24 protein-coding genes and 1 pseudogene are annotated in these 25,159 nt (G+C 62.7%); 21 read left to right on the top strand and 4 right to left on the bottom strand.

The window, feature by feature from the left end:
* Positions 1–14: 14 nt before the first annotated feature.
* Positions 15–1,436 (bottom strand): aminotransferase-like domain-containing protein, encoded by a 1,422-nt coding sequence (locus AOG28_RS09025; protein WP_054556188.1) that lies wholly within the window; start codon positions 1,434–1,436, stop codon positions 15–17.
* 556 nt (positions 1,437–1,992) lie between these two features.
* Between AOG28_RS09025 and urtA the strand changes: the two genes are divergently transcribed.
* The 14 genes and pseudogenes from urtA (at position 1,993) to zigA (ending at position 15,629) form a co-directional block, all read left to right on the top strand.
* Entirely contained in the window at positions 1,993–3,267 is a 1,275-nt protein-coding gene (gene urtA / locus AOG28_RS09020; RefSeq protein WP_035160076.1) for an urea ABC transporter substrate-binding protein, read from the top strand.
* Positions 3,268–3,401: 134 nt separating this feature from the next.
* Positions 3,402–5,054 carry an urea ABC transporter permease subunit UrtB gene (gene urtB / locus AOG28_RS09015; RefSeq protein ID WP_082388655.1) on the top strand — a complete coding sequence of 551 codons (1,653 nt, stop codon included), beginning with the start codon at positions 3,402–3,404 and terminating at the stop codon, positions 5,052–5,054.
* A gap of 3 nt (positions 5,055–5,057) precedes the next feature.
* Positions 5,058–6,227, top strand: coding sequence for an urea ABC transporter permease subunit UrtC (gene urtC, locus AOG28_RS09010; protein WP_054556186.1), 1,170 nt, complete (start codon positions 5,058–5,060; stop codon positions 6,225–6,227).
* Positions 6,224–7,051 (top strand): urea ABC transporter ATP-binding protein UrtD, encoded by an 828-nt coding sequence (gene urtD / locus AOG28_RS09005; protein ID WP_054556185.1) that lies wholly within the window; start codon positions 6,224–6,226, stop codon positions 7,049–7,051. Before urtC ends, urtD begins: the two co-directional genes overlap by 4 nt.
* Positions 7,052–7,098: 47 nt before the next feature.
* Positions 7,099–7,842, top strand: a complete 744-nt coding sequence (urtE, locus tag AOG28_RS09000; protein ID WP_054556304.1) for an urea ABC transporter ATP-binding subunit UrtE — start codon at positions 7,099–7,101, stop codon at positions 7,840–7,842.
* An 11-nt stretch (positions 7,843–7,853) separates the two neighbouring features.
* Positions 7,854–8,777, top strand: coding sequence for an urease accessory protein UreD (locus AOG28_RS08995; RefSeq protein WP_235507005.1), 924 nt, complete (start codon positions 7,854–7,856; stop codon positions 8,775–8,777).
* A 42-nt stretch (positions 8,778–8,819) separates the two neighbouring features.
* Positions 8,820–9,122 (top strand): urease subunit gamma, encoded by a 303-nt coding sequence (gene ureA, locus AOG28_RS08990; protein WP_024952521.1) that lies wholly within the window; start codon positions 8,820–8,822, stop codon positions 9,120–9,122.
* 11 nt (positions 9,123–9,133) lie between these two features.
* Positions 9,134–9,463 carry an urease subunit beta gene (locus AOG28_RS08985; RefSeq protein WP_054556303.1) on the top strand — a complete coding sequence of 110 codons (330 nt, stop codon included), beginning with the start codon at positions 9,134–9,136 and terminating at the stop codon, positions 9,461–9,463.
* Positions 9,464–9,579: 116 nt separating this feature from the next.
* Positions 9,580–11,283, top strand: coding sequence for an urease subunit alpha (gene ureC, locus AOG28_RS08980; protein WP_024952522.1), 1,704 nt, complete (start codon positions 9,580–9,582; stop codon positions 11,281–11,283).
* A 61-nt stretch (positions 11,284–11,344) separates the two neighbouring features.
* A complete protein-coding gene (gene ureE, locus AOG28_RS08975; RefSeq protein WP_054556183.1) occupies positions 11,345–11,974 on the top strand; it encodes an urease accessory protein UreE in 630 nt (209 codons plus the stop codon).
* Positions 11,964–12,665, top strand: coding sequence for an urease accessory protein UreF (locus AOG28_RS08970; RefSeq protein ID WP_054556182.1), 702 nt, complete (start codon positions 11,964–11,966; stop codon positions 12,663–12,665). The genes ureE and AOG28_RS08970 overlap by 11 nt, the downstream gene beginning before the upstream one ends.
* Positions 12,666–12,746: 81 nt before the next feature.
* A complete protein-coding gene (ureG, locus tag AOG28_RS08965; protein ID WP_054556181.1) occupies positions 12,747–13,385 on the top strand; it encodes an urease accessory protein UreG in 639 nt (212 codons plus the stop codon).
* A gap of 104 nt (positions 13,386–13,489) precedes the next feature.
* Positions 13,490–14,074: a HupE/UreJ family protein gene (locus tag AOG28_RS08960; protein ID WP_054556180.1), complete on the top strand. Its 585-nt coding sequence runs from the start codon at positions 13,490–13,492 to the stop codon at positions 14,072–14,074.
* Between the two features lie 332 nt (positions 14,075–14,406).
* A pseudogene (gene zigA / locus AOG28_RS08955) lies at positions 14,407–15,629 on the top strand (zinc metallochaperone GTPase ZigA).
* Between the two features lie 178 nt (positions 15,630–15,807).
* Here the strand turns inward: zigA and AOG28_RS08950 are convergent.
* The gene (locus tag AOG28_RS08950; protein ID WP_054556179.1) at positions 15,808–16,707 is read right to left on the bottom strand and encodes an EamA family transporter; all 900 of its coding nucleotides are present in this window, start codon (positions 16,705–16,707) and stop codon (positions 15,808–15,810) included.
* A gap of 103 nt (positions 16,708–16,810) precedes the next feature.
* On the opposite strand from AOG28_RS08950, the gene AOG28_RS08945 reads away from it, so the two are divergent.
* Positions 16,811–17,296 (top strand): MarR family winged helix-turn-helix transcriptional regulator, encoded by a 486-nt coding sequence (locus AOG28_RS08945; protein WP_024952529.1) that lies wholly within the window; start codon positions 16,811–16,813, stop codon positions 17,294–17,296.
* Positions 17,297–17,341: 45 nt separating this feature from the next.
* Here AOG28_RS08945 and AOG28_RS08940 read toward each other — a convergent pair whose 3' ends face one another.
* Together AOG28_RS08940 and AOG28_RS08935 are read right to left on the bottom strand one after the other, a co-directional pair.
* Entirely contained in the window at positions 17,342–18,184 is an 843-nt protein-coding gene (locus AOG28_RS08940; protein WP_054556178.1) for a metal ABC transporter permease, read from the bottom strand.
* A complete protein-coding gene (locus AOG28_RS08935; RefSeq protein WP_082388651.1) occupies positions 18,184–19,080 on the bottom strand; it encodes an ATP-binding cassette domain-containing protein in 897 nt (298 codons plus the stop codon). Before AOG28_RS08935 ends, AOG28_RS08940 begins: the two co-directional genes overlap by 1 nt.
* A 132-nt stretch (positions 19,081–19,212) precedes the next feature.
* Here AOG28_RS08935 and AOG28_RS08930 point away from each other — a divergent pair, with 132 nt between their 5' ends.
* The 6 genes from AOG28_RS08930 (at position 19,213) to AOG28_RS08905 (ending at position 25,105) form a co-directional block, all read left to right on the top strand.
* Positions 19,213–20,223 carry a zinc ABC transporter substrate-binding protein gene (locus AOG28_RS08930; RefSeq protein ID WP_054556177.1) on the top strand — a complete coding sequence of 337 codons (1,011 nt, stop codon included), beginning with the start codon at positions 19,213–19,215 and terminating at the stop codon, positions 20,221–20,223.
* An 80-nt stretch (positions 20,224–20,303) separates the two neighbouring features.
* Positions 20,304–20,732: a DUF4440 domain-containing protein gene (locus tag AOG28_RS08925; RefSeq protein ID WP_054556176.1), complete on the top strand. Its 429-nt coding sequence runs from the start codon at positions 20,304–20,306 to the stop codon at positions 20,730–20,732.
* Between the two features lie 140 nt (positions 20,733–20,872).
* Positions 20,873–21,772: a GTP cyclohydrolase FolE2 gene (gene folE2, locus AOG28_RS08920; RefSeq protein WP_054556175.1), complete on the top strand. Its 900-nt coding sequence runs from the start codon at positions 20,873–20,875 to the stop codon at positions 21,770–21,772.
* A 445-nt stretch (positions 21,773–22,217) separates the two neighbouring features.
* Positions 22,218–23,192, top strand: a complete 975-nt coding sequence (locus tag AOG28_RS08915) for a TRAP transporter substrate-binding protein (RefSeq protein WP_054556174.1) — start codon at positions 22,218–22,220, stop codon at positions 23,190–23,192.
* Positions 23,193–23,195: 3 nt separating this feature from the next.
* Positions 23,196–23,825, top strand: coding sequence for a TRAP transporter small permease (locus tag AOG28_RS08910; protein WP_082388597.1), 630 nt, complete (start codon positions 23,196–23,198; stop codon positions 23,823–23,825).
* Positions 23,822–25,105 (top strand): TRAP transporter large permease, encoded by a 1,284-nt coding sequence (locus tag AOG28_RS08905; protein ID WP_024952532.1) that lies wholly within the window; start codon positions 23,822–23,824, stop codon positions 25,103–25,105. Before AOG28_RS08910 ends, AOG28_RS08905 begins: the two co-directional genes overlap by 4 nt.
* The last annotated feature ends 54 nt before the right edge of the window (positions 25,106–25,159 follow it).

Here is a 25,159-nt window from a genome sequence, read left to right as displayed (position 1 = left end):
GAGCGGTCCGCGTTTCAGGCTGCCTTGAGCAGTTCACCCAATGTCTGCATGGCGCGCTCTGACGCCGCATCCCACGGGTGGCCGTAGCTCAAGCGAATGCAATGCTTGAAGCCCTGGGTGGCCGAGAAGATGGGCCCCGGTGCCAGGCTGATGCCGTGGGCCAGCGCCTGCTGAAACAGGGCCAGCGAATCGATGTGCTCGGGAAGCTCGCACCACAGGAAATAGCCCCCATGGGGATGGGTGACGCGGGTGTCTGCGGGGAAGTAGCGATCAATGGCTGCCAGCATGGCCGTCTGCTGGGTCTCGAGCGCCAGGCGTAGCTTGCGCAGGTGGCGGTCGTAGCCGCCGTGCTGAAGATAGTCGGCCAGGGCCACCTGGGCAGGCAGCGATGGCGAGATGGTCGTCATCAACTTGAGGCGCGAAATCTCCCGGGTATGCCGCCCCGCGGATATCCAGCCCACCCGATAGCCCGGCGCCAGGCACTTGGAGAACGACCCGCAGTGCATCACCAGACCCTCGACATCCAGCGCCTTGACGGGTTGCGGGGGCGACACCTCGGCACGTTGATCGAAATACAGTTCCGCGTAGACATCATCCTCCAGCATCGGCAGCTGATGACGGCAGAGCAGCGCATACAGTTGGGCCTTGCGCGCATCGCTCAAGCTGGCCCCCAGCGGATTCTGCAGATGGCTCATGAACCAGCAGGCCTTGATGGGCAGCGTCTCCAGACGATTCTCGAGCACTTCGAGATCAATCCCGTCGCGCGGGTGTACCGGAATTTCCACCGCGCGCAGCTTGAGCCGCTCAAGCACCTGAAGCGTGGCATAGAAGGCCGGCGCCTCGATGGCGACAAGATCCCCTGGCTGGGTGACACATTGCAGACCGAGATTGAGCGCCTCCATGGCGCCATTGGTGATCACCAGCTCCTCCGTCGGCAGCTGCATGCCGTTGACCATGTAGCGCTGAGCGATCTGTCGGCACAGGTCAGGATGGCCAGTGGTCATGTCGGAGATCACGGCATGCGATGACAGCTGGCGCAGACCACGCGTCATGCTGGTCGCAAGCCGCGCGAGCGGGAAGAGCTCCGGGCTCGGGAAGGCAGAGCCGAAGGGGACGGTATCGTTGTCGCGCAGTGAGCCCAGCACCGAGAACACCAGCTCACTGACGGCGACATCGGAAGGGGCTTGCTGCTGCAGGGCGACATGCGGCTCATCGAGTATCCGCGAGGCATTGTCACGCACGAAATACCCCGAGCGCGGCCGCGCACTGATCAATCCCTGATTCTCCAGCAGGTAATACGCCTGAAAGACGGTAGAGGGGCTGATGCCATGCGCCTTGCTGGCCTGGCGCACCGACGGCACGCGCTCACCCGGCGCGAGAATGCCGGTACGAATCAGGTTGGAGATCTCGGCGGCAAAGCGTTCATAACGCTTCATGGGGGATTTCCTGACGGGGCGGAAGAGTGAAAGGGACAGAGCAAGTAGAGAGGGCAAGGATACCGCAGTGTCGATAGACAGTGATGTATGGGGCGTCGTAGTGGATGCACCAATGTCATTAGCTTCCCTCGCTTTCGTTCGGCCTGATGGGAGGCTCTATCGGGGCGAGTGCCACGTCCTGCACCACGCACAGAGCCACGCCCAGCGCTCTTCTCACCTGTCTGGTGCAAGGCAAGGCGATGGTCGGTGATGGGTGCGTCATCCTGGTGCAGCGCTGCGCTTGAGCCATGTCGCTGTGCTTCGCTCGCTCTCATCATGTCTCCAGCGTCTCTTCATCCTTTCTCGGTCTTTCCACTGTTTTTGCCCAGTCTTTCTCCCTGCCTTTCTCCCCGTTTCTCTCCCTGTCTCTCTTCTATCTCACCGCTGTCGCTTTCTTGTCTGGCCGTTGGCCGGCGGCGTCAGTGTGCGGCTGGCACATCGATTGCACTACCTCAGTCGGGATAACAAGTACAACAAGACACGAGGGAATGTCGTGAACAAGAAAATCGCTGCCGCAATGCTATCCGCCTGTGTCGGTTTCTCGCTGGCCAATGTCGCCCAGGCAGAAGAGGGGCCGATCAAGGTCGGCATCCTGCATTCACTGTCCGGCACCATGGCGATCAGTGAGTCGACACTGAAAGACACCATGTTGATGCTGATCGAGAAGCAGAACGAGCAGGGCGGGCTGCTGGGACGCAAGCTAGAGCCTGTCGTGGTCGACCCGGCCTCCAACTGGCCGCTGTTCGCCGAGAAGGCGCGTGAGCTGCTGGCGCAGGACAAGGTCGACGTGATCTTCGGCAACTGGACGTCCGTCTCGCGCAAGTCGGTGCTGCCGGTGGTCGAGGAGCTCAACGGCCTGCTGTTCTATCCGGTGCAGTATGAGGGCGAGGAGTCCTCGGAGAACGTCTTCTACACCGGAGCGGCGCCCAATCAGCAGGCGATTCCGGCAGTGGATTATCTGATGAACGACGTGGGCGTGGAGCGCTGGGTGCTGGCGGGCACGGATTATGTCTATCCGCGTACCACCAACAAGATCCTGGCCGCCTACCTCAAGTCGAAGGGCGTGGCGGACGCGGATGTGATGGTCAATTACACCCCCTTCGGCCATTCCAACTGGCAGTCCATCGTCTCGGACATCAAGTCCTTCGGCAGTGCCGGCAAGAAGACCGCCGTGGTCTCTACCATCAATGGCGATGCCAACGTGCCGTTCTATCGTGAGCTGGCCAACCAAGGCATCAATGCCGAGGACATCCCGGTAGTGGCCTTCTCGGTGGGCGAGCAGGAGCTCTCGGGCATCGATACCGCGCCGCTGGTCGGTCACCTGGCCGCCTGGAACTACTTCATGAGCGTGGACAGCGACACCAACTACGACTTCATCGATGAGTGGATCGATTACACCGGCAAGGAAGATGCCGTCACCAATGACCCGATGGAAGCCCACTACATCGGCTTCAACATGTGGATGGAAGCCGCTCGCAAGGCCGGCAGCGTCGAGGTCGATGCGGTCAAGGACGCCATCATCGGTGTCTCGGTGCCCAACCTGACCGGCGGCTACGCCACCATGATGCCCAACCATCACATCACCAAGCCGGTATTGATCGGCGAGATCCAGGACAACGGTCAGTTCTCCGTCGTCTGGCAGACCCCGTCCACCGTGGCAGGCGATGCCTGGTCGGACTATCTGGAAGGTTCCAAGGACCTGATCAGTGACTGGCGCAAGCCGATGGAGTGCGGCAACTACAATGTCGTGACCCATTCCTGTGGGGCTCAACAGAGCGTTGCGACGCAATGATGCGTCGCACGTTCTGAGAGCGAGGCGGCGTGTAGGGGAGCCTGCATGCCGCCTCGTTGAGTGTCAGTCTCCGAGGCCGGATGCCCTCGGAGACTGATGACGCCTTTGTGCGTTCACCATGGATGGCCTTCTTGATGTCTATCTCCGTTGCAACGATATATCGCTGGTGCTGGCAGTGGATGCTGCTGGTCTGTCTGCTGTCATTCCCCCTGTTTACCGCTGCCCAGTCCGAGTCCGCGACTGGCCAGTCTGCGCGCCTGTCTGATGGCGCTGCCCAATCCCTGTTGACCCGGCTTGCCGAGGCACGCAACCCGGCCAAGCCGGCCGTGATCGATGAGATCGCCATGAGCGGCGATGCACGTGCACGTGGCTGGCTGGAAGCCTTTTCCGCCAGCAAGCTGGCACGCCTCAAGGACGCCGAGCGCTACTTGATCATCGACAACAATCGTGGCCGCGAATGGGCCGTCTCCGACGCCCTGTCGGGAGAATCGGCGGGCAAGGTCTCGCGCCGCGAATTGAAGACGCTGCGCAGCAACAACTCGCTGCGCGGGCATATCGATGGCGTGCTGTCGATGATCGACCTGTCTTCTCCGGATGCCGAGATCAGACACGCGGCGGCGCGCGGTCTGCGTGGCAATGTCGACGAGGCCATGGCCGAGCGGCTGCCGAGCCTGATCGAGCAGGAAGGCGATGACGCTATTCGCGCCACGCTCAAGGAAGCGCTCGCCATCCAGCAGCTGGAAGCCACTGGCGACCCCGCGGCGCTGGAGACGCTCTCCGGCAGCCTGAACGCCGCCGCGATCGCCGCCATCAATGGCGCCGCGGCGAGTGATGATCCGCAGCTTGCTCAGGCCGCCAAGGGGGCGCTGGCCGGTATCGAGCAGAAGCTTCAACTCAACAGCGGGCTCGAGACGCTCTACTTCGGCCTCTCGCTGGGCTCGGTACTGGTGCTGGCCGCCATCGGGCTTGCCATCACCTTCGGTGTCATGGGCGTGATCAACATGGCGCATGGCGAACTGATCATGCTGGGCGCCTACACCACCTGGGGCATGCAGCAGCTGTTGCCGGGGCAGCCGGGACTGGCGCTGCTGCTGTCGATTCCGGCGGGCTTTCTGGTCGCGGCGGCGGTGGGCGTCATCATCGAGCGCAGCGTCATCCAGCACCTCAAGGGGCGTCCGCTGGAGACCTTGCTGGCCACCTTCGGCATCAGCCTGATCCTGCAGCAGCTGGTGCGTACCACCATCTCGCCCTTGAATCGCATCGTAGTCACGCCGGAGTGGATGAGTGGCTCGCTGATGATCAACGAGGCGCTGTCATTGACGCTCAATCGTCTCTACATCATCGGCTTCGCGCTGTTCGTGTTCGCCGGCCTGATGCTGATCATGCGCCGCACCCGTCTCGGCCTCGAAGTACGCGCGGTGACCCAGAACCGGGCCATGGCGCGTTCGATGGGCATCAAGGCGACCCGTGTAGACATCATGACCTTCGCGCTGGGCTCCGGTGTGGCCGGCCTGGCCGGGGTCGCGCTCTCCCAGATCACCAACGTCGGGCCGAACCTGGGCCAGAACTACATCATCGATTCCTTCATGGTCGTGGTGTTCGGCGGGGTCGGCAATCTGTGGGGCACGCTGGTAGCCGGCATGTCGCTGGGGCTGCTCAATCAGTTCCTCGAGCCATGGGCGGGCGCGGTTCTCGCCAAGATCGTGGTGCTGGTCTTCATCATCCTGTTCATTCAAAAGCGCCCGCGGGGACTCTTCCCGCAGAAGGGCCGCGCCGCGGAGGGTTGATCCATGCCTGATTCACGTTTTTGGCTGGCGCGCCCCTTCACGGAGCGCTCCACCCAGATCTTCCTCGCGGTGCTGACGCTGTCGGTGCTCGCCATCACGCTGCTGCATGTGCTGCTGCCCGAGGGGCATCCGCTGCATGTCAGCACCTTCACCGTCACCCTGCTGGGCAAGTACCTGTGCTATGCGCTGCTGGCGGTCGCGGTGGATCTCGTCTGGGGCTACCTGGGCATTCTCAGCCTGGGCCACGGTGCCTTCTTCGCGCTGGGCGGTTACGCCATGGGCATGTACCTGATGCGCGAGATCGGTGACCGCGGCGTCTATGGCAATCCGGAGCTTCCGGACTTCATGGTCTTCCTCAACTGGCAGGAGCTGCCGTGGTTCTGGCAGGGCTTCGACATGCCGGCCTTCGCCTTCCTGATGGTGTTGTTGGCGCCGGGGCTGCTGGCGCTGGTGTTCGGCTTCCTGGCCTTCCGCTCCCGCGTCACCGGTGTCTATCTCTCGATCATCACCCAGGCGCTGACCTTCGCCTTGATGCTGGCGTTCTTCCGCAACGAGATGGGCTTCGGTGGCAACAACGGCCTGACCGACTTCAAGGACATTCTCGGCTTCGACCTGCGCACGGATGCGGTGCGCATCGCACTGTTCATCGCCAGTGGCGTGGCGCTGGGGCTCGGCTATCTGCTGTGTCGTGGCATCGTCGGCTCCAAGCTCGGGCGGCTGAGCATCGCCTGTCGCGACGCCGAGGCGCGCACGCGCTTTCTGGGTTACCGCGTCGAACGTGTGCAGCTGTTCATCTTCGTGGTCTCGGCGATGCTGGCCGGGGTAGCGGGGGCGCTGTACGTGCCGCAGGTCGGCATCATCAATCCCGGCGAGTTCTCGCCGCTGTTCTCCATCGAGGTGGTGGTGTGGGTGGCGCTCGGTGGCCGCGCGACGCTCTACGGCGCCGTGCTGGGCGCGCTGATCGTCAACTACGCCAAGACGGTGTTCACCGGCATCATGCCGGACGCCTGGCTGTTCGCCCTCGGCGGCCTGTTCGTGCTGGTCACCGTGCTGTTGCCCAAGGGCATCGCCGGCCTGTTCGCCCAGCGTGGCTGGGGCAGACGCTCGCAGTCGTCGGCGGCCAAGACCGAATCGGCATCCGGTTCCCGTCCCATCGAGGAGGCCACCGCATGAGCCTGTTGAAAGAGATGGCCACGCGTGACCGCGTGTTCGACTTCCTGACCCCGCGCATCTCGCCGGTGGACGTGACCCACGGGCCGATCCTCTATCTGGAGGATGTCAGTGTCAGCTTCGATGGCTTCAAGGCGATCAATGACCTCAACCTGACCATCGACGATGGCGAGCTGCGCTGCATCATCGGCCCCAACGGCGCGGGCAAGACCACGATGATGGACATCATCACCGGCAAGACGCGCCCCGACAGTGGCTCGGTGTGGTTCGGCAGCCGTCACGATCTGCTGCGCATGAGTGAGCCCGAGATCGCCACCCTGGGCATCGGGCGCAAGTTCCAGAAGCCCACCGTCTTCGAGGCGCTCAGCGTGTTCGAGAATCTTGAACTGGCCATGGCCACCGACAAGCGCATATTCCCGACGCTGGCCGCGCGCATGAGCGGCGAGACCCACGCCAGGATCGAGGAGGTGCTCGAGACGATTCACCTCAAGGAGTGGCATGCACGCGAGGCGGGCATCCTGTCCCACGGCCAGAAGCAGTGGCTGGAGGTTGGCATGCTGTTGATGCAGAAGCCGCGTCTGCTGCTGGTCGATGAGCCGGTGGCCGGCATGACCGAGCAGGAGATGGAGCGCACCGCGGAGCTGCTGACCAGTCTGGCGGGGCGCCAGTCGGTGGTGGTGGTCGAGCATGACATGGGCTTCGTGCGCTCCATCGCGCGCAAGGTCACGGTGTTGCATCAGGGCGCGGTATTGGCGGAAGGCAGCATGGATGCGGTATCGAGCGACCCGAAAGTCGTCGAGGTCTACCTGGGAGAGAGTGACGGATGACGCAAGCGCTGAACACCAAGGCACCGATGCCGAGCGGCGAGTCGCCGCTGCTGACCATCGACACGCTCAACCAGTTCTATGGGGAAAGCCACACGCTGTGGGACCTGACGCTGGAGATTCCCGTTGGGCAATGTACCTGCGTGATGGGCCGCAACGGCGTCGGCAAGACCACGCTGATGAAATGCATCATGGGTGAGGAGAGCGTCCGTGACGGCAAGCTTCTGTACCGCGCCGATGCCAGTGGCAGCGATTCCGGTCGCGATTCCAGTAGCAATGAGCCGCTTGATCTGACGCGGCGCAAGCTCGAGGAGCGCGCCCGCCTGGGTGTCGGCTACGTTCCCCAGGGGCGGCAGATCTTCCCGATGATGACGGTGGAAGAGAATCTGCGCACCGGGCTTGCCGTGCGTCGCGATGGCCTGCGCCAGATTCCCGAGCGCATCTATGAGCTGTTCCCCGTGCTCAAGGAGATGCGTCACCGGCGCGGGGGCGACCTCTCAGGCGGCCAGCAGCAACAGCTCGCCATCGGCCGCGCGCTGGTGATCGAACCGCGCCTGCTGATTCTCGATGAGCCCGGTGAGGGCATCCAGCCCAATATCGTCGCCCAGATCGGTGAGGTCATCCGCCGCCTGATCAAGGAAGACGGCCTGACGGTGCTGCTGGTCGAGCAGAAGCTGCCCTTCGCGCGCAAGTACGCCGATCGCTTCGTGATCATGGATCGCGGCCGGCGGGTGGCCGAAGGCGAGATCGCGGCGCTGTCCGATGGATTGATCAAGCAGCACCTGACCGTATGACGATCCGATGCGTGATTCCCGTTGATGGTGCGACGGATGCCGCGCGCATTGAGGCCAATGCCTCCGGCCATCGCTTCGATGACCAGCGCCAGTGGCAGGCCGCGCTGGCGCTGCGTTTCGAGGCGGATGCGCGCGACACCAGTGATAGCGGGCGCGCCATCACCCGCCTGACGCGTAGACGTCATCATGGCCCGCTGCGCGTGCAGCGCCCCTTCTACCCTGAGGGCCGCCACGGCTGCTGCCACGTCTATCTGCTGCACCCTCCGGGGGGGCTGGTCAGCGGCGATGCGCTGCAGATCGAGGCCGAGGTGGAGGAGGGCGCGCATGTGCTGTTGACCACACCGGCGGCGGCCAAGCTCTACAAGGCGGACCGCAACGGCGTGGCCTGGGGCCAGCATACGCATCTCAAGGTCGCCGATGGGGCCACCCTGGAATGGCTGCCTCAGGAAACGCTGGCCTTCAATGGCTCGCGCGGTGAGCAGACCACCACCCTCGAGCTTGCCGGCTCTGCGCGCTGTCTGGGCTGGGAAGTAATGGCACTGGGGCGCCCGGTCGGCGAGCTGCCCTTCGTCAGCGGGCATCTGGAACAACGCTTTCGCCTGACCCGTGACGGCAAGCCAGTGTGGATCGAGCGCCAGTCGCTGGACCCGTTGCATCCGCGCTTCACTGGGCGCTGGGGGCAGGGCGGTTGCAGTGTGCAGGCCACGCTGTGGGCGGTCGGGCTCGAGGATGAAGCGGCGGCCATCGAGGCGCTGCGTGAGGCGTTGCCGGCTTCCCCGCGCTGGGCGGTGACACGTCGCGAAGGCGTATTGCTGCTGCGCTATCTGGGCCATGAACGCAACGAGGCCTGGGGGCTGTGCCAGCAGGCGTGGCAGCTCCTGCGCCCTCTGATGACGGGGCTTGAGGCACAAGTGCCACGTATCTGGCTGACCTGATCTCGAGAGACCCCACTGAATGACAACCACAAGAGCCACGACATGGAACTGACGCCAAGAGACAAGGACAAGCTGTTGCTGTTCACCGCAGCGCTGCTGGCGGAACGCCGCAAGGCCAAGGGCCTCAAGCTCAACTATCCGGAATCCATCGCCTTGATCAGCGCCGAGATTCTGGAAGGCGCACGCGAAGGCTTGAGCGTGGCCGAGCTGATGGGGCGCGGCGCGGAGGTGCTGACCCGTGATGACGTGATGGAAGGCATCGCCGAGATGATTCCCGAGGTGCAGGTCGAGGCGACCTTCCCGGATGGCACCAAGCTGGTGACCGTTCACAACCCCATCGTGTGAGGTGAGCAATGATGATTCCCGGTGAATATCAGGTGGCGGATGGCGAGATCTCTCTCTGCGAGGACCGCCTGCGCACCACGCTCTCGGTCGGCAATCGCGGTGACCGACCGATCCAGATCGGCTCGCACTATCACTTTGCCGAGGCCAATCCGGCGTTGGTGTTCGATCGCGAGGCCGCCCTCGGACAGCGCCTGGACATCGCCGCCGGAACGGCGATTCGCTTCGAGCCCGGGCAGACGCGTGACGTCACGCTGATTCCCTTCGCCGGCAGTCGCCATATCTATGGCTTCCGTGGCGAGGTGATGGGACAGCTCAAGGATGACGGCAGTGTCGAGCGCTGAGCGAGCGACGCCCTTTAGCTCAATGTGTCAGGCAATGGCACTGACAGGCATTCAGCTCGGAGCTCGCTCAGCAACTGCAGCTCAGAGATAGAGACTCCGGGATCAAGAGGCAACCCATGAAGATAACGCGACAGGCCTATGCCGACATGTACGGCCCGACCACCGGTGACCGCGTGCGTCTGGGCGACACGGCACTGTGGATCGAGGTGGAGAAGGATTTCACCCATTACGGGGAAGAAGTGAAGTTCGGCGGTGGCAAGGTGATCCGCGACGGCATGGGCCAGAGCCAGCGCGCCGACGACAGCGTGATGGATACCGTGATCACCAATGCGCTGATTCTGGACTGGTGGGGCATCGTCAAGGCGGATGTCGGTCTCAAGGCCGGACGCATCGCGGCCATCGGCAAGGCGGGCAACCCCGACACCCAGCCCGATGTGGATATCGTGATCGGCCCGGGCACCGAGATCATCGCCGGTGAGGGCAAGATTCTCACCGCCGGTGGTGTCGACCCGCACATCCACTTCATCTGCCCCCAGCAGGTGGAGGAGGCGCTGATGAGCGGCATCACCACCATGCTCGGCGGCGGCACCGGGCCAGCCACCGGCACCAATGCCACCACCTGTACGCCGGGGCCGTGGCATATCGGCAAGATGCTCCAGGCGGTGGATAGCCTGCCGATGAACATCGGCTTTCTCGGCAAGGGCAATGCCTCGCTGCCACAGGGCCTTGAGCAGCAGATCGAGGCCGGCGTGATCGGCCTCAAGCTGCATGAGGACTGGGGCACGTCGCCGGCCTCCATCGACAACTGTCTGACCGTCGCCGATGCCTATGACGTGCAGGTGGCGATCCATACCGACACCCTGAACGAGTCGGGCTTCGTCGAGGACACCCTGGCGGCCTTCAAGGACCGCTGCATCCACACCTTCCACACCGAAGGCGCCGGTGGCGGCCATGCTCCGGACATCATCACCGCCTGCTCGCGACCCAACGTGCTGCCGTCCTCCACCAATCCGACGCGACCCTACACCGTCAATACGGTGGATGAGCACCTCGACATGCTGATGGTCTGCCACCACCTGGACCCGAGCATTCCCGAGGATGTCGCCTTCGCCGATTCGCGTATTCGTCGCGAGACCATCGCCGCCGAGGACATCCTGCATGACCTGGGTGTCATCTCGATGATGTCCTCGGATTCCCAGGCGATGGGCCGCGTGGGCGAGGTGATCTGTCGTACCTGGCAGACGGCGCACAAGATGCGCGAACAGCGCGGCCTGCTGGCAGAGGACAGCGAGCGCGGCACCGACAACTTCCGTGCGCGTCGCTATATCGCCAAGTACACCATCAACTCGGCCATCACCCACGGCATCGCCCACGAGGTCGGCTCCATCGAGGTTGGCAAGCTGGCGGACCTGGTGCTGTGGTCGCCGGCATTCTTCGGCGTCAAACCGGCCTGCATCCTCAAGGGCGGCATGATTGCTGCCGCACCCATGGGCGACCCGAATGCCTCGATTCCCACGCCGCAGCCGGTGCATTACCGGCCGATGTTCGGTGCCTTCGGCAAGGCGGCCAGCGCCACACGCCTGACCTTCGTCTCCCAGGCGGCGCTCAAGGCCGGTGTCGGGGAGGCGCTCGGGCTCGACAGCCCGCTGTCCGCCTGCCGCGACGTACGTCAGGTGCGCAAGTGCGACATGAAACTCAATGACGCCTGTCCGGAGCTCAAGGTTGACCCCGAGACCTACGAAGTCTTCGCCGATGGTGAGCTGCTGACCTGTGAGCCCGCCAGCGAGCTGCCGCTGGCCCAGCGCTATCACCTGTTCTGAAGGCCTGTTCTGAGGGCCTGTTTCAAGAGCCTGTTCTGACTCCCTATTCGAGATTGACGCCATGATGGAATTGATACATCGCCTGCCAGACGCCAGTGGATCAGGCGACCCAGCGAGCGCTCACACCGATGCCGAGCCCCTCGACACCCTGACCCTGCCGCTGGAGCTGCGCATCCGCGGTCGTCTGCGAGCCACCACGGACGGTGGGCGCGAGGTCGGCCTGTTTCTGGATCGCGGACCGGTACTGCGTGACGGCGATCGGCTGGCCTCGCGCGAGGGTGAGGTGATCCGCATCCGCGCCGCGGATGAGCCGGTAGTGACTGCCCACATCGCCGCCGGGCGACCGATGGCCGCGCTCTGTTATCACCTGGGCAATCGCCATGTGCAGCTCGCCATCGGCATGCAGACGCCTGACGCTGGCGCTAGTGAAAGAAAGGACGAAGGAAAGGGCGAAACACAGAGCGCAACCGGCTGGGTGCGCTTCCCGCCGGATCACGTGCTGGAAGAGCTGGCCGAGCGCCTGGGTGCAACCCTCACCCATCACGAGGCGCCCTTTGATCCTGAGCCGGGCGCCTATGCCCAGGCGGGACAGGGGCATGCTCATTCTCACGGCCATACACATGCTCACGACCATGAGCACAGCCACGGCCATTCTCACAACTACGCTCATGAGCACACGCATGAGCACTGATGCCATGGCGGGCCTGCCGGCGCAGGAGGATCTGGCGCTGCTGGGGCTGTTGCAGCTGGTGAGTCCGGCCTTGCCCATCGGCGCCTTTGCCTGGTCCCAGGGGCTGGAGAGTGCCTTCGAGCTTGGATGGGTCACTCAGGAGCAGGAGCTTGGCGAGTGGATCGACGGCGTGCTGGAAGACGGGCTTGGCCGTTGCGAGCTGCCACTGTTGGTGCGTCTGCAGCAGGCGTGGGCCGAGGGGGATGCAGCGGCGCTCGACGAGTGGGATGGCTGGCTCAAGGCGACGCGCGAAACCGCCGAACTCAGCGATGAGGACGCGCGTCTCGGGGCGGCGCTGCTGCGCCTGCTCAGAAGCCTCGCGCTTGAACCGCTAGCGGCGCTGATGCCCGAGACACCGGGCTACGTCACGGTGTTCGCCTGGGTGGCGCACCAGCGTGGGGTGCCACTGCGCCAGACCTTGATCGGCTTTGCCTGGGCCTGGCTGGAAAACCAGCTGGCGGTGGCCTGCAAGGCCATGCCGCTGGGGCATACCGCCGCGCAGCGCCTGACCGAGCAGCTGCGCCCCCGCGTGGTGGAGGTCGTCGCACAGGCGCTTGAGCGCCCGGATGCAGCGCTTGGCCCGATACTGCCGGGGCTGGCACTCGCCTCCGCCCAGCACGAAACCCAATATTCCCGTCTGTTCAGGAGTTGAGCGAACGCCGCCTGTCCTGAGGCGGCGGCGCCTGAACCGACCGACACGAACGCCTGATATCTCACGAGAAAGGAAGCTGTCATGAAGCATTGTCTACGCGTAGGAGTGGGTGGGCCGGTAGGCTCCGGCAAGACGGCGCTGTTGCGTCAGCTGTGTCTGGCCCTGCGCGATCACTACGACATCGGGGTGGTCACCAATGACATCTACACCCGCGAAGATGCCGATTTCCTGCTGCGCCATGAAGCACTGGAGGCGGACCGCATTCTCGGCGTCGAGACCGGCGGCTGTCCGCATACCGCGATCCGCGAAGACGCCTCGATGAATCTGGCGGCCATCGATGATCTCCAGGCCCGCCATCCGAACATGGAGCTGGTGCTGGTGGAATCCGGCGGTGACAACCTGTCCGCGACCTTCAGCCCCGAACTTTCCGATCTCACGCTCTATGTGATCGACGTCTCGGCAGGCGACAAGATTCCGCGCAAGGGCGGGCCGGGCATCACCAAGTCCGACCTTCTGATCATCAACAAGATCGACATCGCCGAGCAGGTGCATGCCTCGCTTGAGGTGATGGACCGCGACTCGCGCAAGATGCGTGGCGAGCGGCCCTTCGTGTTCGCCAACCTGTATGACGGCGTCGGCCTGGAAGAGATCATCGCCTTCATTCTGGATCGCGGCATGCTGCCGGAGCGCCGCCCGGAAAAGCTGGCGGCACAGGCCTGACGGCGCAGCGTTTTCTGCCGCTTGCCAGGAATCCATTGTCTCCCGGTAGTCGACACATGACGGATATCGGGTGAATTCATCATCATCTTGTTCAGGAATGACACATGAAGCGTTCTCACTCCGCACTGCTGGCCACCTCGCTGCTGCTGGTGGCGACCTCGGCCTCCGCACACCCCGGCCATGATGCCCACGGACTGATGGCCGGCCTGACGCATCCCTTCACCGGGCTGGATCACCTGCTGGCCATGCTGGCCATCGGGATCTGGAGCGCGCGCCAGTCACAGGTCTTGAGGTTTGGCACGCCGCTGCTGATGGTCATCGGCATGCTGGCAGGTGCCGGTATCGCAATGATCAGCGGTACCCAGGCGGTCCACGGCGTAATGGCAGAGCAGGGCATCCTGCTCTCGGTGCTGGTGTCCGGTGCTTTGGTGGCATTGCTGCTGCGTCTGCCGACTCTGGCTGGCGCCGTCATGGTGGCCGGCTTCATGGCCTTCCACGGCTTCGCCCATGCGCTGGAAATGCCGGCGGCTGGCAATGCCATGGGTTACATGGCGGGCTTCGTGGTCGCGACACTGGCTCTGGCGTTGCTGGGCCGTGCAGTGGGTCAGCGCCTGATGGGCGTGCCAACCATCGCGTCTCGTCTGGTGGGTGGGGCAGTGATGGCCTCTGCCGTGATGATGGCGGTCTGATCGTCACCTGACATTCTGCTCACGACGAGAAACGCCCCGCTGGCTTGCCAGCGGGGCGTTTTCTTTCTTTCTGATGCTGATGAGACAAGGAGGTGGGGCGGTTCATCAGAAAATGGCTGACGGAAGATTATGTTATAACGTATCAGTTGCCGCATCTGATGATCGAGAAACCAGCGGTCCCCCACGTCCAAGCACTCACCTGACCCTCGCCCTGACCCTGCGCCGGCAAGAATGCCTCCAGGCGAAAGCGACGTGGCCAAGACCCTATCCTATCGAGGTACCGCCTGATGACTTCCCCCCGAGTGTCTCCAACGCAATCCCCGTCTCAAGCCCTGTCGCGGCCCCTGCCACAATCCCTGCCAGTCACTGTGCTGTCCGGTTTTCTGGGCGTCGGCAAGACGACGTTGCTCAATCACATCCTGGCCAACCGCGAAGGGCGTCGGGTGGCGGTGATCGTCAATGACATGAGCGAGGTCAATATCGATGCCGCCATGGTGCGTGGCGCACCCGGCACAGGCAGCGAGGTGGCGCTCAATCGCGCCGAGGAGCAGCTGGTGGAGATGAGCAATGGCTGCATCTGCTGCACGCTGCGCGAGGACCTGCTCATCGAGGTCCGCCGGCTGGCCGAGGAGGGGCGCTTCGACTGCCTGGTGATCGAGTCCACCGGCATTTCCGAGCCACTGCCGGTGGCGGAAACCTTCACCTTCGAGGATGAGGATGGCCAGTGCCTCTCCGATGTCGCGCGCCTCGACACCATGGTCACCGTCGTGGATGGTGCCAACTTCCTTGCCCAGTATCGCGAGGCGCAGTCACTGGCCGAAGCCGGGGAAAGCCTCGGCGAGGACGATGAGCGCAATGTCGCCGACCTGCTGGTTGACCAGATCGAGTTCTGCGATGTGCTGTTGATCAGCAAGACGGACATGATCGAGGCAACCCAGCTGGATGAGCTGACGGCCGTGCTGCGCTCGCTCAACCCGGAGGCCGAGATTCTGCCCATGGCGCAGGGCGCCGTGCCGCTTTCCAAGGTGCTGGATACCGGTCGCTTCAGTTTCGATCGTGCACAGCAGGCACCGGGCTGGTTGAAGGAGATGCACGGCGAGCACGTACCGGAGACCGAGGAGTACGGCATTTCGAGCTTCTCCTACCATGCGCGTGTACCGTTTCATCCTGAGAAATTCCACCAGCTGCTCCACGGGGATTGGTTCGGTGGCAAGCTGCTGCGCTCCAAGGGCTTCTTCTGGCTGGCCACGCGCCCACAGTTCGCGGGGCAGTGGAACCAAGCCGGTGGCATCGCCCACTATGGGTTCGGCGGCATGTTCTGGAAGGCGGTACCGAAGGTCGAATGGCCCGAAGACCCCGAGTACCTGGGTCGATCCAGGAGAAATGGCAAGAGCCCTTCGGCGACATGCGCCAGGAGCTGGTGTTCATCGGTCAGAACCTGGAGGAAGACCGTATCCGCCAGGCGCTGGATGAGTGTCTGCTCGATGACGCCACGCTGCTGGCAGGCAAGGAAGCCTGGCGTATTCTGCCGGACCCGTTTCCCGCCTGGGAATGAGCGATAGCACCTGAGTCCTTGATCTACTGGCACTCACCAAACCACCCCACTGATCCGCGATCAGTGGGGTGTTCTGTTTCTACGTTCATTGCTTGATGCACCTGCTCTTCGTTCCTTGAAGAGATGACTTTCCCGTTCAAGGCAGACTGCCTATGCACGTGGGATTTTCCCTGTTGTGTCATCGAGTCAATTCATGACGGCTTGGCTGAGTGCTACGTCGCTTGAGCGATACCCAGAGGGGGAATGTCAGGGCAGAAGCGATGCAGAGAGTGCCAAGCCATTGAAGGGAGCCGAATGACTCGCCCATCCATAGAAAACCCAACACAGTTGCCGTCAGCGGGCTGAGCATTCCCAGCAGTGATGCGGAAAAGGCGGGCAGTCGCTGGACGCCGGCAAACCAGAGGCTATAGCCGAGCACGCCACCCGGCAGGATCAGGTAGCCATAGCCCAGCAGATGTTGCGGCTCGAGGGTGGTCGGAATACCTTCCGACCAGGCGGCCAAAGACAGCAACAACAGTCCACCGAAGATCAATTGCCAGCCCGTCAGGCTCAATTGACTGACGTCGGGCGGACGTTGCCAGCGCTTGCTGAGTACGATGCCGGCGGCCATCGAGACAGCACCGAGCAGTGCGACCCCGACCCCTGTCATGTCCAGTCCACCTTGGCCGGGATTGAGCAGCATCACCACTCCGACCATGCCCAGTCCACACTGCATTGCGGCTGTCATGTTGAAGTCTGTCTCTAGCCACCAGCGACTCAACAGTAGAACCCACACCGACTGACTTGCCAGCAGCAAGGCGGCCATGCTGCCGGGGATGCGGTATGCCGCGGCAAATAGGCAGGTAAAGAAGAGTCCGATATTGAGGGTGCCCAGCACCATGGCCTTCACCCACCACCCTCCCGACAAGGTCTGTCGAGTCCAGAGCAGAATCAGTATTCCCGCGGGAAGGGCGCGAATGGTGGCTGCGGTGAATGGCGTGTCGGCAGGGAGAAGGGTCTGTGTCACTAGGTAAGTACTCCCCCAAATGATCGGGGCTGTAGCGGTCATGGCGAGAACCTTCAGGTGTGAAGATGGCATGCTTGTCTCTCCTTTAAGTATCTTTTTAAAAAGATAAATGTAAGAGTACTCGCAAAACCGCCGACGTCAAAGTATCTTTTGGGAAAGATAACTGGGAGGTTTCATGATGACGGATGCCGTGGATCGCATTCTTGCGCAGTGGGAGGAGGCTCGCCCCGATCTGGATTGTCGGCCGATGGGCATATTCGGGCGTATCAGTCGTGCAGGTCGCGTGTTTGGCTCGAGGATGGAGCAGGTATTCGAGAAGGAGGGCCTGTCGACTGTCGAGTTCGACATCTTGGCGACGCTGCGACGTTCACAGGCGCCATTGACCCCGACTCAGCTGTATCAGACGTTGATGCTCTCTTCCGGTGCCATGAGCACGCGGATAGATCAGCTGGTGAAGCGAGGGTTGTTGCAGCGCCAGGCCAGTGATGAGGATCGGCGCAGCAATCGCGTCGCGCTGACGGAAGCAGGGCGTCATCTGATCGACACCACTTTGGAAGCGCATGTCGAGAATCAGCACCGGATGGCGAGTGCGCTGGACAGCGATGAGCAACATCAGCTTGCCTGTCTGCTGCGCAAGCTGATGACTGATGAACAACGCTAGCTATCGTGCAGCATCCATTGGGCCTCTGTGCGGGCATGCACCAGGTCACCCTCGAGCAGACGCTTCGCTGCCGATCTGAGAAACGAGGCGTGAGATGCGTGCCGCTGCAGTGCTCAGGGCAAACAGCAGTGTGGCGAGGCACACGATGGTGGGGCCGGTGGGCGTATCCAGCCAGTAAGCCGCCTGCAGTCCGCCGGTGGTGGAGACTCCGCCGATGATGGCGGCGGCGATCGCCATCAGTTCCGGGGTGTGACAGAAGCGGCGCGCCGTGGCCGCCGGGATGATCAGCAGTGCGGTGATCAACAGCGCACCGACCACCTTCAATGCAACCGCGACCACCACGGCCAGCGACAGTGTCAGCACCAGCTGCTCGCGTCGCGGGTTGATGCCGCTGGCACGCGCCAGGTCCTCATTCAGGGTGGCAGTGAGCAGCGCCGACCAGCGCCAGTAGATGAGGCCGATGACCAGCACGCCACCTGCGGCGATGATCAAAAGATCCGTCTTGCTGACCGCCAGAATATCGCCGAACAGATAGGCCATCAGGTCAATGCGCACGCCGGGCAGGAAGGAGACGGCCACCAGGCCGAAGGCGAGTGCGGAGTGCGCCATCACGCCAAGCAGGGTGTCCATGGCGTAGCCGCGTCCGCTGAGCAGCGTGACCAGGGTCGCCATGATCAGTGAGACGACGAGCACGCCGGCCAGAATCGAGGTGGACATCAAGAGCGACAGCGCCACGCCGAGGATCGCGGCATGGGCCGTGGCGTCGCCGAAATAGGCCATGCGTCGCCAGACGACGAAACAGCCCAGCGGCGCTGCCGCAAGCGCCACGAATATCCCGGCCAGGGCGGCGCGGAGCATGAAGTCATCCAGTATCAGTCCCTCCAACATCAGTGACATCCCTCTGCGTTCGGTGCAATGAGCTGGAGCGCTGGCTCCCGACTCTGCGTTGTCTGCTTGAGTACAGGCTTGGCTGCAGGCTCGGGTCTGGACGCGGGCCGACAGGTGGGCGCAGCGTCAGCGGGCGCGTGAGTGTGAGAGTCAGAGTGGTCGTGAGAGCGAGCAGGAGAGTGATCGTGAGAGTGAGCAGAAGAATGCTCATGGCGATAGAAGGCCAGGGCATCAGCGGTGTCGAGTCCGAACAGATCCTGATAGGCCGGTGAGGCCATGACGCGCTCTGGCGTGCCCTGGCAGCAGACGTGCCCATGCAGGCAGACGACGCGGTCCGAGGCGCGCATCACCACATGCAGCTCATGACTGACCATCAGCACTCCGCAGCCGAGGGTGTGACGGACGCGATCGATCTGACGATAGAAATCCGCGATGCCACGATGATCCAGGCCTTGGGTCGCCTCATCCAGCAGCAGGAGATCAGGCGAATCCAGCAGTGCACGGGCCAGCAGAATGCGCTGGAACTGACCACCGGAGAGACTGGCGATCTGCTGAACCTCGGCACCGGGAATGCCGGCCTGCAGGAGGGCATGCGCTACGGCATCCAGCGAGTGTAGATGTGGCAGGTTCAGGAAGCGTTCCACCGTCATCGGCAGCGTCGGGTCAAGGCTCAGACGTTGAGGGACATAGCCGATCTTGAGCCCCGGCTCTCGTTGTATCCGACCGTGCGATGGGGCAATGGACCCGATGATGCTGCGAAGCAGCGTGGACTTGCCGGACCCATTGGGGCCTACGAGAGTGACGATTTCACCGCGTTCCACCTGTAGCTCGATCTCCTCGAGAATGCGGTGCTTGCCGAGGGTGACGCAGAGGTTCTCGATCGATAACAGCGGCATGGGAAGCGGGCCCTTGAAGAATGACAACGTTGACGGTTCAGTGATCGTAAGTGTTATGTTATAACATATTTAGTCGAGACGGTAGCGTCTCCGAACTTCCTTCCGTGTCATCGCATCTTCTGGAGAACCGTCATGCGCAATCGGTTGCTGCCCTTACTCTTGCTGCCAGTATTGATGCTGCCCGCCGTGGCCATGGCGGAGGTGCCCTCCGTCGCGGTGGACATTCCGCCGGTGCATTCACTGGTCTCGCGCGTCATGGGGGAGCTGGGCAGTCCCGAGCTTGTCATCCAGTCAGGCGCTTCACCGCATGGTTATTCCATGCGCCCCTCCGAGGCCAGGGCACTGTCCGATGCGGATGTGGTGTTCTTCGTCAGTGATGATCTGACGCCCTGGCTTGCCAAGGCGCGTGCGTCGCTGGCCGCGGATGCCGACACCCTCGAGCTGATGGAAGTGCCCGGCACCCTTCATCTGCGCTATCGCGAAGGCGCCACCTTCGAAGCGCATCATCATGATGACGAGGCATCTTCCGAACATGATGAAGCGCATGGCGATCACGAAGAGCATCACGATGGTGATCATGAAGAGCACGGTGACCATGACGACCATCATGAGCATGCCCACGCTGGCATGAACCCGCATGGCTGGCTGGACCCGATGAATGCGCGTCTCTGGCTGGCTGCGATCGCGGAATCGCTGGCAGCGCAGGACCCGGAGCATGCTGCGACCTATCGCAGGAATGCCCAGGCGGGCCAGCGGGAGCTCGAGACGCTGACTGAGTCACTCTCAGCGCGTCTGGCGCAGGTGCAGGGCACTCGCTATATCGTCTTCCATGATGCCTATCAGTACTTCGAGCACCGCTTCGACGTGCCGGCGTCTGGTGCCATCTCGCTGGGCGACGCCTCCACCCCCAGCCCGGCCCGCGTCAAGGAGATCCAGGCGCGTGTGAAGCAGGACGACATCCAGTGCGTCTTCCGAGAGCCACAGTACAACCCGGCGTTGATCGAGAGCGTCTTCGAGGGAACCGGCGTCAAGACCTCCATCGTCTTCGAGCCGCTGGGTGTGGGACTGCCGCTGGGCGAGACGCTGTATCCGCAGCTGATCGAGCGCCTGGAACAGGGCATCCTGCGGTGTGCCGACGCCTGATCGCTCCGTGACAAATCGACGGGGGCGCTGTCGGCCCCCGTCTTTCCTCAAGAGCCTCATCCTCAAGGGAGAGCCACCGCATGCCCCACCCGACATCGCCACCGCTGAGTGAGCGTGACGCAGAGTTCTGCATCAATGTCGCGACGCGCACGCTGGAGCGCTGGGCGATTGCCGTCACTCGCGGGGAGAAGGAGACGCTTCTCTCGCTGTATGCAGAGGACGCGATTCTGGTGCCGACGGTCGCCGATGATGTGCGTGAGAATCGCCAGCAACGACAGGCCTACTTCGATGGCTTTCTCGCCAATGAAGCGCTGGCCTGCGAGTTGGGAGAGTACTCACCCCGAGTCAGTCGCAAGCTGGGTACCGTCGTGATTGGAGGGCACTACACCTTCGAATATCGCTTCGCTGACGAGACGGTCACGATTCCGGCCCGTTTTCTGTTCACCTTCGAGGAGATCCTCGGTGAGTGGAAGATCACCGGTCATCATTCCTCGCGACTGGCGGGATGATTCTGACCTGACGGCGAGCCGTCCGCGCTCTGTTCTTCACCTCTCCTGACACTCCCCCACACTTCGGCGGAACTCAGTGCCTGCCTCCCACCGGCGTGAGGAAGGCGGCACTGATGAGAGCCGCTCTGGATATCTGACGAATGACCGCACTACTCCCCGACGTTTCCCTGACCGAGCGCTCCCGTTCCCTGAGCCCCCTTGAGTGGGTGGGCATGCAGGGGATCGATCTGCCCGTGCTCATCGAGGAGGGCGTTTACCGCCGTGAATTGCATGCCTGCGTGGATGCCCAGGTCGACCTGCCGATGCCGCATACCAAGGGCATTCACATGTCGCGCCTTTACCGGCTGCTGGATGGGCTGGCGGAGGGCAAGCCACTGACCCCGGGCAATCTGCAGGAGGTGCTCGCAGCGATGGTGGCAAGCCATCACGACTGCGGCTCGCGCAATGCACGTGTCAGGCTGGAATTCGCGCTGCTGGTGAAGCGTCCGGCGCTAGTCACGCCTAAGCTCTCAGGCTGGAAGTCCTACCCCGTCACGCTGGAGGCCAGTCTGCACGAGGGCAGGTTCACGCTGCAGGCTAGTGTCACCGTGGGGTATTCCTCCACCTGTCCGTGCTCGGCGGCCCTGTCGCGCCAGCTGATCGAGCAGGCATTTCTGGCGGCTCATCGCAATGACACCACGCTGACGCCTGAGCAGGTCGCCGAGTGGCTCACCCATAACGCCACCCTTGCCACGCCTCACAGCCAGCGCAGCGAGGCGCAGGTCCAGGTCGAGCTGAAGCCCACAGCGCAGGATCTGGGGTTGATTGCGCTGATTAATGCCATCGAACAGGCCGTGGCCACGCCGGTCCAGACGGCCGTGAAACGCGCCGATGAGCAAGCCTTCGCGGCGCTCAATGGACAGAACCTGATGTTCGTCGAAGACGCCGCACGCAGGTTGATCAATGGCCTGGCGATCTCAGACGGCGAGGCACATGTCCACGTGCGGCATATCGAAAGTCTTCATCCCCACGACGCCGTGGCCTGGGGTCGCCGAGACTGAGTGATGCCCAGCCTCATTCGCCCGTTATGCCCTTTTTCGAGACGTTGACGTCTCTGGTCCGCATGCACGCCCTGCCGAGGAAATCGGCGGGGCTTTTGGTTTTGCCGGGCTGAAAAACCTCCAGACACCGCTGCTGACGATAGCAGACGGATGATGTCGGTATGTGGTTTGCCATCCAGTCCAGATGGGGTGGTGAGAGGAGGATTGTTGCGTATTTCGCTAGACAAAGGTCTATTTCTGCGGCGGTGTGATTGACCGATGCGGCAGTGGACGACTAAGTTTTGCTTCATCTGGTATGGTTTGCAGTCCACTTGAGGGAGTGGAATTTGAACGTGATGCACGTGAGTCAGTCTCGCCAACACAGACTCAGGTCCGGAGTGATCAAGCGGCAAGCCAGCCCCGATACGTCCATACCCCACAACAGAACAATCAAAGGGATTCGACAATGAAGCGAGCCATGCTTGCCGCCACGCTGTTAGCCGCCGCCTTGGGTACCACCACTGCGCATGCCGAGAAGATCGTGTTTGCCATCGGCGGTAGCCCCAACAGTCTGCAGGGCCTGACTGCACAACATTTCGCCGATAGTCTGCAGGCTCGACTCGGGGATGAGCATCAGGTCGAGTACTACCACAGTGGCCAGCTGGGCGATGAGCGCCAGCTGATCCAGAAGCTGCGCCTCGGCACGGTCGATCTGGCCGCGATTTCTTCGGTGATGTCATCCGTCTCGCCAAGCTTTGCCCTGTTTGACATGCCGTTCATGGTCAAGGATCGCGAGCATCTCAAGCGTATCGATGACGAGATCGTAATGACGGACCTGGCCGAGGATGCCAAGGCCAAGGGCCTCAAGCTGGTCTCCACCTGGGAGAACGGCTTCCGCCAGATCACCAACAATGAACATCCCGTGGTGGAACCGGAAGACCTGGACGGGCTGAAGCTGCGCACCCCGCAGAGCGAATGGCGTACCGGCATGTTCACGGCGTGGGGTGCCAATCCGACACCGATGGCCTTCTCGGAAGTCTTCGTGGCACTCCAGACCGGGGTGGTCGATGGCCAGGAGAACCCGCTGTCCAACATCGATGGCGCCAAGTTCCAGGAGGTCCAGAAGTACCTGTCACTCTCCAATCATGTCTATTCGCCCATCTGGCTGACCAGCAGTCAGGCCGGCTGGGGCAAGATGCCCGAGGACGTGAAGGCCGCGATTGCCGAGGTGTCCGCCGAGACCCAGAGCTGGGCCCTCGCCAAGGGGGCAGAACTGGATGACAAGCTGCTGGCGAGCCTCAAGGCGGGCGGCATGGCCGTCAATGAGGTGGATCGGGATGCCTTCGTCACCGCGAGTGCGCCGGTCTATCAGGCGTTCTCCGACAAGGTCGACGGTGGCCAGGCGATGGTTGACCGGGCCATGGCACTGGCCAAGGAGTAAGTCATGAGCTCGCATTCCCATGCGGCCAAGGCAGCCTTCCCCACCGAGAGTGGGGAAGGACTGACGGCCACGACTGACGTGACTCTGCTGGACAGAGTCAACCAGGTGGTGGAACGCTGCCTGGAAGTGTTCACCGTCGGGTTACTGCTCTCGCTGACGGTGATCGTGCTGGCGGCGGTGGCCTTGCGTACCTTCGGTGGCTCCTTGCCCTGGTATGACGAGGTCGCCTCGATCAATCTGGCTTGGCTCAGCTTCTATGGTGCTGGTCTGGCGGCTCTGAAGCGTTCCCACATGGGATTCCCTGGTCTGATCACCAAGGCGCCCATCGCACTGCGCAGTACGCTGTTCATTACCTCTGAGCTAATCGTGATCGGATTCTTTGCCGTGGTGGGCTGGTTCGGCTATCAGGTGCTGGACGTGCTTGACTGGGACTCCCTCATCGCCTTGCCGGCCATCGGTCTGGACGTCACCCAGTCGGTGATTCCGATCAGTGCGGCGCTCTTCATCCTGTGTGAACTGCTGAGTCTGCCTCACGCCTGGCGCAAGATGTGTGCAGGCGTCAACAGTGAAGAGGAAGAGATCGCGGAAGCCATCCGCCTCGCCGAGCAAGACCTCAAGGAGCACCGTTCATGACGCTACTGATCATTATCGCGGCGCTGTTCGCACTGGTGTTGATCAACGTGCCCATTGCGGTCGCCATCGGCACCGTCGGGGTCGTCGGAGTGGTGATCTTCATGGGCGTGGATGCGCTGGTGAACGTGCCACTGACGCTCTTCAATGGTGCTACCAAGTTCCCGCTGATCGCGATTCCGCTGTTCATTCTGGCCGGCGCGCTGATGAATACCTCGGGCATCTCCATGCGACTGATCAACCTCGTCACGGCCATGGTCGGGTTCGTGCGCGGTGGTCTGGCGATGGTCAATGTCGGGGTATCGCTGTTCTTCGCCGAGATTTCCGGCTCTGCGGTGGCCGATGTGGCCGCGACGGGTTCGGTGCTGATTCCCGAGATGAAGAAACGCAAGTACACGCCGCAGTTCTCGGCGGCGATCACGTCGTCTTCGGCGTCGCTTGCCATCATCATCCCGCCGTCGCTGTCGATGATTCTCTACGGGGCCATCGCGGACACGTCCATCGTCAAGCTGTTCGTCGCCGGCATCATCCCGGGGATTCTGGGTGGTCTGGGGCTGGCGATGCTCTGCTACTACTACGCCCGCAAGTACGACATGCCGCGCGAGGCTGCCTTCTCGCTGTCGACACTCGGCAAGGCGTTCCGCGAGGCCTTCTGGGCCCTGACGCTGCCGGTCATCATTCTGGGCGGCATCTTCGGTGGCTTCGTGACCGCCACCGAAGGCGCAGGCATCGCCGTGCTGGCGGCGCTGGTCATCGGTGGGCTGGTCTATCGTGAGCTGAACCTGCAGGTGCTGTATCGCGCGGTGATCGATGGCGTGATCCAGACCTCCGTCGTGATGCTGCTGGTTGCCACCTCCGCGGTGCTGGGGCTCTTCCTCACCGAGATGCAGCTGCCGCAACAGCTGGCCCAGGAGATCACCGCGATCACCACGGACCCGGTGGCAGTGCTGGCGTTGCTCAACATCCTGCTGCTCCTGCTCGGCATGTTCCTGCATGGTGCCGCTGCCATCATTCTGGTGGTACCGATCGTGATGCCATTGATCCAGCAGATCGGCATCGATCCCATCCACTTCGGCCTGATCCTGACCCTCAATCTGGCCATCGGTCAGCAGACGCCGCCCGTGGCCTCGGTACTGGCCACCTCATGCTCCATCGCCAAGACGGACATGTGGGAAACCACCAAGGTCAATCTGCCGATGATCTTCGTGCTCTTCCTGGTGCTGATGTTGGTCACCTACGTACCGGCGATTCCCATGAGTCTTGTCGAGCACTTCTATGGTTGATAGCTATGGTTGAGAGGGCAGTGGTGGAGACTGCCCGCCAGACATGCCAAGGCC

Source organism: Cobetia sp. UCD-24C (genome assembly GCF_001306765.1).
Classification (GTDB): Bacteria; Pseudomonadota; Gammaproteobacteria; order Pseudomonadales; family Halomonadaceae; genus Cobetia; species Cobetia amphilecti.
Note: the sequence above shows the minus strand (reverse complement) of the source record. Positions and strands in the feature narration are given on the sequence as shown.